We start from the raw sequence: 13,744 nt of genomic DNA, 5'->3' as shown, positions 1-13,744 counted from the left end.
GGCGGACCACCTACTCTCCGCGCAGACTCCTGACCGGATCGAGCCTGAACACCGCTATCATCGGCCCGACGCTCCCGAGCAGAGCCAGAAAGAGGCTCACTCCCAGAGATACGCCGGCAAACAGGGGGAGAAACTCGGCTGAGGCAGAGAAGACGGTCCGGGTAATGAATTGGGCGATGGCGCTGCCGAACAGGTAGCCCGCGCCCCCCCCCAGAATGCCCAGCATCGCAGCCTCCCCGCAAAAGAGCAGCATGACCTCCCAGCGGGTCCCCCCCATCGCTTTCATGAGACCTATTTCCTTGCCCCTCTCCAGCACCGTCGTACTCATGGTACCTGCCACGCTGCTTCCGGCAGAGACCAGCACCACCGCCGTCACCATGAACATCAGCAGTTTTACCTTGGCGAGCAGCCCCTCGGAAGTCCGGGCGGTCTGGCGCACCTCGTTGACCTTTGCCGACGGCAGCAGCTGCTGCAGGGCGGCTGCGCTCTTTTTGAGACGGTCGTCGCCGGCGGTCACCATGAGTCGAACCAGCGTGAGTTGGCCGTCCAGGCCGAGTGCCTGCTGGAGTTCGGGCAACGCCATGAACAGCAGGCCGTCCTCTTCGCCGCCGGAAGAAACAATGCCCGCGATGCGCAGCTTCACGGTCTGAGCCTTCCCGGCAAGTTCCATCACATCTCCCGTTTTGAGCTTCAGGCGGGTTGCCAGATCACTACCGACCACCATCTCCCCGGCCGCCGGCCAGGCGCCCTTCAGCTGCCACCAGGGGAAAAGACGGCGAATGTCGGCAAAGTTCACCCCCTCCACCATGAGATCGGCATCTTTCCCGTGCAGGACGCCTCGCAGATGGAAGGAGCGCTCCGCCTTCAGGCCGCTTTTCGCGAGGGCGTCCTCCATCTGACGCTGCTGCAGGTAGGCGGGTTCGCTGACAACGCCGAAATTGAGCCCCCCGCTCCCCACGTCAAGACGGGCCGACTCGGGAGTGACGATCAGGTTCGCCCCGTATTTGCGGACCTCTTCCGCCACCCGTTTCTCCATGGAATACGAAACAATGCCAAGGGCCGTGGCCAGGCTCGACGCCATGGCCAGCACCGCCAGCAGAAGCGCGGTACGCCCCTTGCGATGGGCAAGTGCCCGAAAAACGAGTTGGAGCAGCCAGCGACGCCTCTGCATGTTATCCTTTCAGAACCCGTACCGGCTCGATCAGGAGCGCCCGGCGAAGGGGCGCGACACTGCCGGCTATGGCGACGGCAAAGGCCGAGATGATGGCAGTGGGGAATAGCCAGAGGGGTGACGATATCGTGGAGTTGAATACCGTTCGGCTGATGATCTCGGCAAGCTGGTCACCGAGCAGATAGCCGACCACTCCGCCTGCCACTGAAATGATCAGGGTCTCCCCGACAAAAATGGCGCTGATCTGGAACCGGTCGGCACCGACCGCCTTCATCAGGGCAATTTCGGGGCTCCGCTCCGCCATGGAGGCCATAAGGCTGGTGGATACCGCCGTGGCCGAAGCTCCCAGCGCCAGCACGGTGAGGAGGAGCATCACGCTGTTCAGCTTCTTAAGAAGAGCACCCTCGGCGCTGGCAATCTGCCAGATCGGCTTGGCACGGCTGCCTGCCATGACCTCTTCCACATTCTTGGCCACGGAGGTCACGTACGCCGTACAGTACCACTTCTCGTATTCATCCTTCGACATGGTGGCCGGATCTTTCTTGCCGAAATCGTCCATCGGCACCGTCAGGGCGCTCACCAGAACCCGCGAGACCTTGCCCTGCTGCTGCAAAAGCGACTGGACCGTAACCAGGGGAGCGAACAACTGCTCCTCCTCATAGCCACCGGTCGTGACGACACCCACAATCCTGAACTGCTGGGCGCGCCCCCGCACCGTCGTCGTCACCTCACCGCCGGGAACGACGTGCAGGCGTTTGGCCAGTGCAGCCCCGATCATGGCTTCAGCAGCATCTTCCGGCCATCGCCCTTGCACCTCCCACCAGGGTGCGATCCCCTTTATCCCCTGAACGGAAGGGTCCTCCCCCGGCACGTCCAGCTGCTTGGAGAACCATGTCCCGGAAACGACCCCTCGCTCCTTTTTCCCTCCTGCCGAAAATTCGGCGACGCCAAACAGGTAGGGGGTAAACCCGGTGATATTGTATTTCCAGAAGACCGTCTTGATGTTCGGCAGGTCTTCCTCGCGCAAAAAACCGCCCCCCTCGACAGCGGACGGTTCCAGAAGGATGTTGGCGCCATAGCTGCGCAGCTCCAGGGCCATCTTGTGGGAGACCTCCCCGGCAATACCGAGGAAAGCGGTGGCCACGGCAGCCCCCATGGCAATGGAGAGAAAAACCAGGAACACCGCTTTGGGACGTTTGAGGAAGGAATTTTTGAGGATACGGAAGAGCACTGAGGGTTTTCTCCTACGCTAAGCCATCTCCGTGGGATGAAGATCAGGTGCTACGCAATTTTTGCCCGCATTTCCGGCGGCAGCGATGCCTTCAGCAGCTCAACCTTTTTTTGCATCCGCCGCCAGGCGATGATCCCCCAGACCACCGCGGTGAACATCATGACATGCTTTACCGCCAGGGCCGGAATCTGCAGTTTGTCGGCGGCGTTGGCCCATTCGAAGCTGGTGTAGAAAATGGTGCGGGGAACCCCTCCCAGCACCACCCACCAGAGAGCGAACTTGAACAGCTTGACCATCTGGCGGTTGGTCTTCAGGAAGAAGAGCGTCGCCTCGGGGGTATTCATGGACGCCTGGATACGGATGATCGCGTGCAGGGCGAAGCCGCTCCCCACCAACAGGCCGGTGGCCATGTCGTGGAAATAGTTGTTCATCATGATGGCTACGCCGAGTTCAGGGCTGATCTGCATGGCTATTTATCCTGGGGTGCATCCGCGACAAAATGGGTGTAATAGTGCGTGTACTGGTCGATTGAGCGCTGGTCCCACTCGAAGCGCGCTTCTATCACCATTTTTCCGTTTTTGTCGATGTAGCCGCACTTCTCACCCACCTTGACCGGGGCGATTCCACCGACAAATATGGAACCGGCATCGAACTGGGGCTTGATCACCATCTTGCCCTGCTTGTCCATATAGCCGACCTTCCCCTTTGTCATTATCGGAGCCAGTCCTTCGGTGAATACGGTCGGGGAAGAAAATTCCTGGTCGATTATCGGTTTTCCGGTTTTGTCTATTAATTGCCAGGCCTCTTTATCTTTCATTTTTACCGCAGCAACCCCATCGTTAAAATTGGTCGCTTCACTGTATTGTGCGGGGATAACCATGCTGCCGCCATGGTCGATAAATCCCACCAGTCCGAACTTGCCGTTGATCTTGACCATGGCGAGGCCATCACGAAACATGGCGGCCTGGAAGAACTGCTCCGGAATCACCATTTTCCCGGTCTTGTCGATATAGCCATGCTTGGTGCCGATTTTTACGGCGGCAAGACCTTCGGAAAACGGAGCGGCGTCATCATACTGGGGCTTGATGACAAATTTGCCCCTGTCATCGATGTAGCCGGCTTTGGCGACGTTCCCCTCGGCTACAAACGTTGCGGACAACCCTTCGGTGAAGGCAAAAGTCGAGAGATATTTGATATCGGTGGCCGCCTTGCCGGTCTGGTCGATATAGCCCCACTTATCCCCCTTCTGTACCGATGCCCTGCCATTCAGGAACAGTGATGCCTTATCGAAGCTGGGGGGGATGACCATCGTCCCGTTGGTATCGATGAAGCCGTGCTTGCCGTCGACATAGACCGCAGCGAGTCCCTCGGAAAAGAGGGAGGCCGAGTCGAACTGGGGAGGGATGACTGTCGTCCCTCCGCGGTCGCAGTAGCCGTATTTGCCGTTGAACTTCACCAGAAGGCGCAGCGAGTTATCCAGGGCGACCTTTTTTTCTTCCCGCTGGCAGGCGGTGCAGAGCGCCAGCAGCGCAAGGGAGAGCATCAGTACACGTTTCATTTCTTTCTCCATGTCATGTATGACAGCCTATCAATGAATGAAACCGGCAACTCTCAGGCTTTCCCCGAAATGTCGCCGAACAGCTTGGCAAACTCGTCTTCCGCAAGGCTTTTGTAGTACTCGGAACGTCCCGCCACTACCAGACAGCGTACGCCATCCTGTTCCCGCACGGCGCCGAGGATCTCTCGCCGGTAGAAGAGCAGTCGCCAGATCACGCCGAGTGTCGCAATGGCAAAGCCGGCATACAAGATCGAGAGTCCGCGCTGCTTGACGACGTAGAAGCGAGCCCAGAAAGGCATATCCAGCAGTTCAAGGCGGTAGCCGGCAAACTCCAGGACTCCCCCTTTCGGTACAAGTCCCTCGGCGACCTTCTTCCCATCCCGTTCCACGGCAATGAAGAACATCGGATTGTTGAATTCCATGGAGCGGGTGGCCCGCTTCCCTTCGTCCATGACAAAATCAGGGTAAAAGGTCGCCGTGTAGGTAAACGGGCCGAGGGCAAACCGGTCCGGTTTCATCTTCAGGACATCGAGCTTCACATAGGAACCCTGGATCTCCTTACCGGTGGCGTCCTTCAGCACAAGCAGCGGTGCCACGCCGAGGTGATTGAAGACGAACGACGAATGCCCCGTCGAGTAGGGCCTGTTGATGTCGACCTCGTGGGTGGTGCCGCGGTCGTCCACCAGCAGCACACTGATGCCGGTAGGCGTGTTCTGGACAACCCGCGGGACTATGCTCTTTACCGAGAACGAAACGCTGGGCGGAGAGCCGATTTTCGGCAGTTTCGGCTGCGGCGAGGCATTGTAGCGGTTAAGTTCCCCCTGGAACGATTCTCCCTGGGCAAGATCGACATAGCCGACAAACTCGGTATACACGCTGATCAGCCCGCCAAGCAGGACCAGAAAGAAACTGAGATGAAAGAGCATGAAGGCGATTGGCGCCAGACGGTTCTTGACGCCGTAAAATCCGGCTGCGTCGCCCAGCACGGTGTAGCGGTTTTTCCGGAGCAGCCCGACAACCCTGTCTCCGTCAAGGTCGCCCGGCAGGGGGTACGATCTCCGGAACGGGTATCCTCCCGCAGTCACCGGATCGGCGATCTTCGCATCGGATATCGTTATACGGTTTTTGACGATGGGCCACCGCTGCCACAGCACCAGCGACAGATTGAGAAAAAACAGCAGCCACAACGTTATGGTAATCGGAGAGGTGTAGATGGTGGTCAACCCGAGTGCATCGAGGAACGCCACGAGTGTAGGGGAATTTCGTTGCCACTCAAGGTAAATAGCCTTCAGCAGTCTCTTCTGCGGCACCCAGAGGCCGATCGCAAAAATCAGTGCGAGCAGGCTGATGAGCAGAATGGTAAAGCGGAGAGAACTGAGATATTTGCGTAGGTTATTGAACATAGTTATTCGGACTGGCATCGGAAGGCAAAAAGGCTCGAACAAACCCCGACCTTCTTCACACCACCCTACCTTACCTGGAATACATGCAGACTGGTATTGACAACGAGGTTGACCCCGAAGAAACAGATAATGACCGTGCTCAGGGCGGCAACCGCCAGCCAGGCAAGGCGCTTTTCCCTCCAGCCGAAGGTAACCCGCAGATGAATGGTAATGCCGTAGGTAAGCCATGAAATGAGGGACCAGGTTTCGACGGGATCCCAGGCCCAGTAGCTCCCCCAGAGGTCTTTCGCCCAGATGGCACCGGCCGAGATCATGATGGTATCCGTGATGAAGCCGAATACAACATACCGGAAAATCAGCTCGTCGAGACGCCCCAGGGAGGGAAAGCGATCATATGCCGGGTTCGGCACCTCCTGCGCTTCACTCTTCTGTTTCAGCAGGAAAAGAACCCCCGCTGCCATCGCCAGAGAGTAGGCACCAAAGGAAAGCCAGGCAAAATAGACATGGATGTACAGCCAGACGGTTTTCAGGCTCGCAGCCATGGGGGTCAGCCCCGGGTTCTGCATATAACCGTAGCCGAGCATTATAAGCACAAGCGGCACGGTGCCGGCCGCCAACCCCTGCAGTTGCTTGTTCTGCCAGCCGACGAAAAGGGTCCCGGCAATAATGAACCAGCCCCCCATCAGGGTATATTCATAATGGCCGGACCAGGGAAGATGCCCTGTCGCGTTGAATCTGGCGACGATTGCTATGGTCTGGGCCAGGAATCCAAAGGCGACCAGCGCCGTCAGCTTCGAAACCACCCGCGGGTTCTTGAAGACGAAGGAGTAAATGAAGCCTCCGCCGGCAAGAGCGTAGGCAACCATCGATACCAGATAAAAAACCATTTCCCAGAATGCCATTTTCTACTCCTTAGGGTGGTGCACAAGGCTGAACGCAGGATCTCAGCCTTTTGAGTTTAGTCTTCAGTCCTTAGTCTTCAGGGCGTTCATCGTTTCCGTACCTGACGCCCAGATGGAGCACCCTTCTGGCGCTTCTTCCAGCCAGACCCGCTGCGGACGGATTGCAAGCCTCAGCAACAGGCCGACGACCGCCAGAACTCCACCTATAATCAACATCCCCTTGTGCCTTCTGTGGACGACATGGATCTCGGACCATTGACCCATTTTGGCACAGGAAAGAATGTAGTCCCCCTGGACTACCTGCTGGTCAGCCTGGAACACCATGTCGGTAACGACTTTTTTGTCGCCCTGGCTGATAACAACCTTCAGGGTGTTTTTTTCCGGCTGGAAATATACCCCCCCGCCAACACTGTTCCCCTGGAACAGGCCGTAAAAACTGTACACGCCGCGCTTCTGCACCAGAGGGTGCAACGTGACAAAGGCGTCGAACAGCGTCGCGGAGTCCCTGTTCTTGATGACGATCTGGGGTTCGAAGACGAGCTTCGCCATATAAACGTCATAGGCGCCGATGCTTACCGGATCTCTCGGTTTCAGGAGCAGCTTCTCGCTCTTGCCGTCCGGTGAAATGAAAGCAACCTCAGTCGCCCCCATGGGGTAGGTGTCGTCCAGAAGGTACTGGTTGATGATCTGCATCCGCGGCAGAGACGCCGGAAGTGACGCGAAAGGGCCTTTGTTGACGAGACGGTATGACTCGAGCTTGTTCAGGCTGGTTGCCGGCCCCATCCCGTCCAGCAGCACGCCGGAGAACTGGGTGAGATTGTCCCAGCAGCCGACTGTCAACAGGATAAGCAGTCCCGCGTACATCACCGTCGTACCGAGGTAACCGCTATCCCGCTTCTCGCCGTAGCGGCCGTCGGCGGTAAAAGCGTACCCCTCCCTTCCCAGCGTTGTTCGCACCTCGTCTGCAGAAGCGGCAAGCACCAGGTTGCGGCGCGGCCACCACCAAGCGGTCCCGTAACGGACAGGCTTTCGCATGAAAGCAAGGTAACGCAGCAGGCGACCGGCTACGACCAGCGCAAAGCAGACATTGTTTATGAGAAGCAGCCGGGCATCCCCTGCAAAGGGGAGCTGAACATGGAACGCTACGCTCAGGACAACCAGGAGCGGGATGATGAGAAAAACAAGCAAGGACCATGGTGAAACCAACAACAATCGAGAAAACGTCGCTACGGCGCTCATAGGGTAAAGTGCTTCCTCACTGGAAAAAGGGATAGGGATGGTTGCTACTTTTTAGGTTCATCATGCTGGTTCAGACCGGCCAGTTCCAGTTTTCCGTCTTCTGCACGGGAAAACGTCAGGCGCATGTCGGTGTTGTAGCGTTCGTTCTCCACACGGTAAACGAGCACGATACTCTTGTCAGGGCGTACGGCAGTGCTGACTTTCCGGGGATTTTTCAGTACCCCGACCCGCAGGCGGGTCTGTTGAAACTTGGAGACAAATTGGCTTTCACTGCCGATTTGCTTGAAGCCTGCCGAAGCTCCCTTGTAGATACCGGAAAAATCACCCGCTTCCATCTGGGCAAGAACGTGGACAGCAGCGTTTTCCGCCGCAATTTCATCCTTGGGGGATACTGTCGGCACGGTCCCCTTGTCTTTGGACGGCACGGGCGCGGCAGCCTTTTGCTGAGGGGCTCCCGAAGGTGCGACAGGCGCTTCCTTTCCCGAATTGCAGCCACAAACCATGATTGCGGCAATGAGAGGAAGTGCGGTTTTAATAGAGCGTAGGCAGTTCATTTCTTACTCCATGAATCCAAATGATGGAATTGGACCAAACTCGCCCGAAACGGGCATTCGCGATACTAGCAGCATTATTTTAGTGCCGTCAACTGTAATAATGAATCCGATGCTGAGATGATCTGACCTCCGGCCAGATTGCAGTGCAGACTGCTTCCTTCTCCAGGAGTGGGGACGGGCTGAGTGCTTCCCCGTTTGCCCCCCTCGGTTGCGCCCCACCTGTCCCTGATCGTAACCTGCAAAAAAAGACCGGCACCTGGGTGCCGGCCTGCAGTACATGTTCAGGGAGGAGAGAGGGTTGCCCCTCTCTCCAGTTCAGACTACCGATTAGTAAGTGACCGGACGGTTAATACGCTTGATGAAACCGTGGTCACCACCGCCTACAACGGTACCCGTATGGTCATCGCATCCGCCCCAGGTTTTGGCTGCGTTCGGGGTGGAAGCCGGGTTGCCATCGAAAGACTGCCCTTTGATTCCATAGGCAGCGGAGGCAGGATCGTCAAGAGAGGATCCCGTTCCCTCGTCGTTGAGGGTGTAACAGCCTGCACCGGCCCTTGCCGTAACGGTTACCGGCTGACCTGCTACCTGCTGCCACGCTACCTGTTCCCAGTTGGTATCGTTGGAGATACCGCCGGTGACGAAGGTGTATACCGAGGTGGAGTTGGTGATCGGACCGGCAACCTTGCCACCGGTGACGCCACCCAGGGTACCCGGAACGTGCATGACGTTACCGAGGCCCGGCAGGAAGCGCTGAACCTTGCCGGTGTTACCCATACCATCGACGTAGGCACCACCCTTGACGGAAGGATCCGGATTGAGGTAACCGCCGGCTGCTGCGGTATTGGCCGTGCCCGGAGAGTTGTTCGCCGAACCGTGGATGCCGCCGTAGCCGTTGCCCAGACCGGAGTTGTGGCAGTTGAGGCACTGGATGCCGAAGACGTTGCCGAAGTCGGCATTCTGCTCGCCGGTGTACGTAGCAGCCTGAACACCACCAGGAGCGTTTGCGAAGTTGAGCGGGAAGCCCGGTGCGAAAGCCGGGGTGGAAGAACCCTCAGCCCTGGTGAATTCACCAATACGGCTCAGGAACTGGGTGCCGTCGGTGGCCGTACCGGTGGTATAGCCATTGAACGGAATGGTGTTGCCGACGCCGTTGCAGCGGCCGGACGCGTCGTATTCACCGGCATGCGGACCGGTGGTGCCGGTAGCGTTGTAGACACTGCCGTACCGCTTGTAGCTGTGGCAGTTGAAGCAGACCAGGAACGCGGCGTTCGGGTTCTGGAGGGTGATAACGCCGGCGCTTGCCACATAGGCATCCTGGGTGTGACGCTCGTCGGTACCCCTGCTGTTGCGCAGCATGTACTCGTTGTTGGAGCCGTGTGCACCGATAGCGGGTGAAACAAATCCGGCGACTTCGCTCGTGGGACCGGTCGGGTTAAAGGACTTGGCCGTTCCCGGTTTCCACTGGCCGACGGTGTGGCAATCGCCGCAGTGGAGGGTCGAATCATCACCGAGTGTCTGGGCGCCGGTACGCGGGGATGCTTCGCCGCCGGCATTTTCAAGCGGAACATAGAGAGCGTTAAATGCAGCGTTGACCGTCTCTTTGACGCCGGTTATAGCATTAACGGAGTCATAAATAGTGGAACGCTTGCCCCACAGGGTGGAGGATGAGTTGGCGGCAAATGCCGCAGGGTTCTTGATCTGACGCGGGCCGGCGTCTCTGGTGCGGCCGGAGTAGCGCGGACCTTTTACGCCGTGGTGCGAGTTGTTGGTTGTGTTGAACTGGCTGTCGACGTTGACAACGGCCGGACGGAGCATCTTGTCGTAGCGGTTGGAGATGGTATCGCCGAACGGGTTGCTCGCGGAAGCCGTCTTGCCGGCTGCAGGGATCATCAGGGCGCGGATGACGGCGCTCTGTGCGGATGTTGCGCCATTGGCGTCATGGCAGCTCATGCAGAAGTTGTCCATGGTGGTGTGGTTCGGCGCAGCCGGATCCCACTGCATGTCGGCGTCGGTATCGGCGTGACGCAGATGGGTTTTGTTGTCAGCCATGTGGTAGGCACGGTCAACGACAATTTTTCCACCTTCTGCCTTACCTTCGAGGTGGCAGGCGGCGCAATGGGCATTCTGCAGATTAACACCCGTTACGTGGTGCGACCACTTGCTGAATTCGGCAGTGACGGCACGAACGCCGCTGTTGTTGTCCTTGACCACATTGGTCGGATGTGTCTGTGCGATGGCATGGCACCCGATGCAGTCATTGAACAGCGCGGGGTCTTTAAATTGGATACCGTGGATAGCTGCGTTATGGCAGCCGCCGCACGTGGCAGCAAAAGCGGTTCCGGTAAGCCCTGTCGGAACCTTGTTGTTGTGGCATTCAGCCGCATTGCACCGGCCTTCAGCCAACGGATTGTTGAAGGGGATCGGCCCCACACCGTTGTGCTGGGCTCCTCCGCCATGGCAGCCCTGGCAGCCGGCGTCCGCATTGGGAGTGCCGTCGGGAAGCTGGAAATGTACCGAGGCGGGAGTAATTACAGCGCCGGTGGAATCTTTTGTACCGAGATAATCTTGCAGAATGCTTGTCCCCGATACAGGATCGATCGTATCCGCGTGGCAGACCCTGCACTTGGCTTCGTCAACTTTCGCCACGTCTGCGACGGTTCCCCCCTCCTTGTTGCCGGTACCGCAGCCGGTAAGCGCGGTCGCCAGCAGTGTTGCAAAAAGCAGGGCTGAATACTTCAGGCTTTTTCTACTCATGCTGTTTCCTCCTTGTGTTGGTAGGCTACTTGAACGTCAATACGTCCCAGGCAGATGACATTTTCTACAGGTCTTGTCTCCGGCCTTGTCCCGGATATTTTCCTTGATCCGCCCCCAGTTGCGGGGGTGGGGGCTGGTCTTGCCGCTGGCGTGGCACTGGATACAGACATCCCCTTCCGGATGGCAGGTCTGGCAGGACTGGAGGTTACGCCGTGCTTCGGAAGCATGCTCATTAAGCGCCGGGGCATACCTCTGTCCGTCCGGACCGAGCATCAGGTGCGACTTGATCCGCAGCTTTCCTTTGGGGAAGCGGTCGTGGCAGGAGGTGCAGTATTTCTGGTCGTGACAGCGGTAGCATGTCTGCGGATTGTCCTGGGCCTTGATCGGATGAATGGTGACGAAATCGCTCCGGTGGCTCTTGGGCACATAATCGCGTCCGAAGGTGTCAGCCGACAGGTCGGCATTGATGCCGCCCCCCTTGTGACAATCGAGACAGAACGACTGCTTGTGGCACTGCGCGCAGTTGTTGGTGGATTGCTTGACGAGCGTCCGATGGTTTTGGAGCCAGTCACCGCCATGATTGGGGGCAATCCCTTCTGCCTTGTGACAATCATTGCATTCGGCGATCTTCATGTCGGCATATTCTTTGTGCTGCTGTTTCTGGGCTACGGCCTGCTGCACGTACAAGGCAGGCATTACCAGAAGCAAACAGGCGAAAAGCAGTTTCTTCACAGGTGCACCCCCTTTCTAAAAGTCATAATCGAACGTTACACGTCCTGATGTGTTATGGCTGTAACGCGCGTTGGCGTCGGTCTGGATCCGCCCGGAAACGGCCATGTTGTTCGTGACTTTGTATTTGCCACCCAGCCAGTACCTGCGGGCAATTTCGTCGCCGGTCACCTTGTCGCGCTGGTAGACATCGTAGGTGAAACCACCGGCCACGTTGGCGTTCTTGGTGATCTCGTAATCCGCGTCGATGATGACCCCGTTCGTGCTGCCATAGTAGCCGGTACGGTTGTCATATTCCACGTTCACCTTCAAAGGCTCGAACGGCCGCACGCCAAGTCCCACATGGTAGACATTGGCAACGGCCCCTTCGCCATACCACTGACGGTTGTAGCCGGCATTGACCGACACCATGTCGTTGAAGGTATAATCGGCACGGACCAGACCTTCCTGGTACTGGTTGACGGCAAACACCGAGTAGATCGAGGTGGTGTCGAAGGTGGCGTAGCTCTGGTAGTATTCGCCGCTGAAGACCAGGTTTGACGTGGGGTAGAATTTCAACCCGGCCTGGACCTCGTTGAAGGTTTCGGCAGTTATGTCATATTTGGCATTACCGTAGACCTTGAGGTTGTTCAAGAGGTACTGCTTGGCCGACAACCCCAGGATGTCGCGGGCCACATTGCCGTGATCCCACTTGCGGAACCAGCTCACCTCGGCATCGGTCTGCTTGAAGCCGGTCAGGTAGGCGGACATGCCAAGGTCGGTGTTCCAGCTGTAGCCGAGCTCGCCGTCCAGTCCGAAAACCACGTCGCGGCCGCCAAAGAGTGAAAACCCTACCGGACCGACATTCTTGATATCGAGCTGGAGGCCATCGATGACGGCACTCCCCGCAGCGACATTGACGAACTGCCGGCCGACCCGGATGTCGGCTTTATCGAACAGATCGCGGTACTCGCCATAGAGGTAGTAGAGTCGCCCCGCCCCTCCCTCGCCGTTGGTGAAATCCTGGGAGAGTCTGCCATAACCGTAGATGTTGAATTTGCCCGCCTTGTCGATGTTGGTGATGGAAAGGCGCAGGTATTCGGCAGCTTCGAACTGGCGCTGCTCAAGGAATTCGTTGTTGTACCATAACAGCTGGGTGGAGCTTCTGCCGTGGATTTCCGCGGACCAGGCCGTCGCGGAAACCAGCAGAGACCCCAGGAGACACATTCGTGTTACCCATTTAATCCCCATTCAATCGGACCTCCTTTCTGAATTGATCACATTCTGCAGCTTACGTCAGACAGTTTTTGCCCGCTTACATCCCTCCTTTTCTAAGTTTTTACCTCTCCATCATTCAGAACGCCTGTTGCGTGACGTGCCATACAGAAATATCCGCACGAACCCCCGGAGTACCAGGTCCCGATCGGCAGACTTGTAGTTCTTGCGCCCCAGCAGTTCCTCCTGGGTAAAATAGTTGAAGCAGATGCCATGGAACATCCGCGCACCCAGCTCCAGGTCGAAATCTCCCATGCAGCCCCGCCGCTGCAGTTGGCGAAAACAGGCGACAAAACCTCCGAACAGCTCGTCCAGGAAGGCATGATAAACCGTGAAAAGCTTGTCCGGAGCCCGCTGCATTTCAGCCTGCATGATGCTCACCCAATCTTTTCTCAGGATGAGATAGTCGATGAATCTCCCGGCAAGGATAGTGAGCGCCTCCTCGCAGGGAAGATCGGCAATCTCCTTGAGCAGCTGGGGCATGACGGAGACAAAGGTAAAATGGGACAGCACCTCTTCGAGGAGCCTGTCCTTACTGGTGAAATGACGGAACAGGGTCACTTCGGCGACGCCAGCCGACCGGGCGATATCCTTGGTACAGGCGCTGACATACCCCTTCTCCGCGAAGAGCTTCAGGGCAGCGCTCAGTATTCGTTCTCTGGTATCTTGTACGGGGTCGGGGATGCCCACATTCAACTCGAAAGCTGGTTCGCAGCAGGTTATTAGTAAGCGCTTGCTTACATTTCCCGGTAAAAAAACAGAGTGTATACAGTGTAACATCGATTTTCTGACCGGCAACCTATCCAACCCCTATTTGCACAAAGCCAGCCAAAATTAATGCATGTGCGTTTAATGAAAAAACTGGTTTGATATCAGCGCATTGCCTCAAGGCCATGACACAAGGTCCATGGCGGCCCCTGCCAGGCAAGGCATAGAGGCAGGGTTTTCG

Annotated in this window: 12 protein-coding genes; all 12 read right to left on the bottom strand. The window is 57.5% G+C overall.

Translation table 11 applies throughout. The features are described from left to right. Positions 1-10 precede the first annotated feature (10 nt). The 12 genes from KI810_RS12205 to KI810_RS12150 all read right to left on the bottom strand — a co-directional run bounded on the left by KI810_RS12205 (position 11) and on the right by KI810_RS12150 (position 13,485). Entirely contained in the window at positions 11-1,171 is a 1,161-nt protein-coding gene (locus tag KI810_RS12205; RefSeq protein WP_214175827.1) for an ABC transporter permease, read from the bottom strand. Between the two features lies 1 nt (position 1,172). Then, the gene (locus KI810_RS12200; protein WP_214175826.1) at positions 1,173-2,402 is read right to left on the bottom strand and encodes an ABC transporter permease; all 1,230 of its coding nucleotides are present in this window, start codon (positions 2,400-2,402) and stop codon (positions 1,173-1,175) included. 50 nt (positions 2,403-2,452) lie between these two features. Continuing rightward, positions 2,453-2,869, bottom strand: a complete 417-nt coding sequence (locus tag KI810_RS12195; RefSeq protein ID WP_214175825.1) for a hypothetical protein — start codon at positions 2,867-2,869, stop codon at positions 2,453-2,455. Positions 2,870-2,871: 2 nt separating this feature from the next. Then, positions 2,872-3,960, bottom strand: a complete 1,089-nt coding sequence (locus tag KI810_RS12190) for a WG repeat-containing protein (protein WP_214175824.1) — start codon at positions 3,958-3,960, stop codon at positions 2,872-2,874. Positions 3,961-4,013: 53 nt separating this feature from the next. After that, on the bottom strand, positions 4,014-5,363 hold the full coding sequence (locus KI810_RS12185) for a cytochrome c biogenesis ResB family protein (RefSeq protein WP_214175823.1): 1,350 nt from the start codon (positions 5,361-5,363) through the stop codon (positions 4,014-4,016). A gap of 65 nt (positions 5,364-5,428) precedes the next feature. Next, a complete protein-coding gene (gene ccsA / locus KI810_RS12180) occupies positions 5,429-6,265 on the bottom strand; it encodes a cytochrome c biogenesis protein CcsA (RefSeq protein ID WP_214175822.1) in 837 nt (278 codons plus the stop codon). 63 nt (positions 6,266-6,328) lie between these two features. Continuing rightward, positions 6,329-7,504: a cytochrome c biogenesis ResB family protein gene (locus KI810_RS12175; RefSeq protein ID WP_214175821.1), complete on the bottom strand. Its 1,176-nt coding sequence runs from the start codon at positions 7,502-7,504 to the stop codon at positions 6,329-6,331. 44 nt (positions 7,505-7,548) lie between these two features. Then, positions 7,549-7,929, bottom strand: coding sequence for a hypothetical protein (locus KI810_RS12170; protein WP_214175820.1), 381 nt, complete (start codon positions 7,927-7,929; stop codon positions 7,549-7,551). Positions 7,930-8,385: 456 nt separating this feature from the next. Next, a complete protein-coding gene (locus KI810_RS12165; protein ID WP_214175819.1) occupies positions 8,386-10,812 on the bottom strand; it encodes a hypothetical protein in 2,427 nt (808 codons plus the stop codon). A 36-nt stretch (positions 10,813-10,848) separates the two neighbouring features. Further along, the gene (locus KI810_RS12160; protein ID WP_214175818.1) at positions 10,849-11,544 is read right to left on the bottom strand and encodes a cytochrome C; all 696 of its coding nucleotides are present in this window, start codon (positions 11,542-11,544) and stop codon (positions 10,849-10,851) included. A gap of 15 nt (positions 11,545-11,559) precedes the next feature. Continuing rightward, on the bottom strand, positions 11,560-12,771 hold the full coding sequence (locus tag KI810_RS12155) for a porin family protein (protein ID WP_214175817.1): 1,212 nt from the start codon (positions 12,769-12,771) through the stop codon (positions 11,560-11,562). A gap of 99 nt (positions 12,772-12,870) precedes the next feature. Next, positions 12,871-13,485, bottom strand: coding sequence for a TetR/AcrR family transcriptional regulator (locus KI810_RS12150; protein WP_343213497.1), 615 nt, complete (start codon positions 13,483-13,485; stop codon positions 12,871-12,873). Positions 13,486-13,744: the final 259 nt, after the last annotated feature.

The organism is Geomobilimonas luticola (genome assembly GCF_018476905.1).
GTDB classification, from domain to species: Bacteria; Desulfobacterota; Desulfuromonadia; order Geobacterales; family Geobacteraceae; genus Geomobilimonas; species Geomobilimonas luticola.
The sequence above is the reverse complement of the archived record's forward strand: the minus strand, read 5'-3'. Positions and strand labels throughout refer to the sequence as shown.

Bases quoted from the DNA above. Each gene is read 5' to 3' on its own strand.
- KI810_RS12205 (WP_214175827.1), bottom strand. From the start codon at position 1,171: ATGCAGAGGCGTCGCTGGCTGCTCCAACTCGTTTTTCGGGCACTTGCC.
- KI810_RS12195 (WP_214175825.1), bottom strand. From the start codon at position 2,869: ATGCAGATCAGCCCTGAACTCGGCGTAGCCATCATGATGAACAACTAT.
- KI810_RS12190 (WP_214175824.1), bottom strand. From the start codon at position 3,960: ATGAAACGTGTACTGATGCTCTCCCTTGCGCTGCTGGCGCTCTGCACC.
- KI810_RS12185 (WP_214175823.1), bottom strand. From the start codon at position 5,363: ATGTTCAATAACCTACGCAAATATCTCAGTTCTCTCCGCTTTACCATT.
- ccsA (WP_214175822.1), bottom strand. From the start codon at position 6,265: ATGGCATTCTGGGAAATGGTTTTTTATCTGGTATCGATGGTTGCCTAC.
- KI810_RS12175 (WP_214175821.1), bottom strand. From the start codon at position 7,504: ATGAGCGCCGTAGCGACGTTTTCTCGATTGTTGTTGGTTTCACCATGG.
- KI810_RS12165 (WP_214175819.1), bottom strand. From the start codon at position 10,812: ATGAGTAGAAAAAGCCTGAAGTATTCAGCCCTGCTTTTTGCAACACTG.
- KI810_RS12155 (WP_214175817.1), bottom strand. From the start codon at position 12,771: ATGGGGATTAAATGGGTAACACGAATGTGTCTCCTGGGGTCTCTGCTG.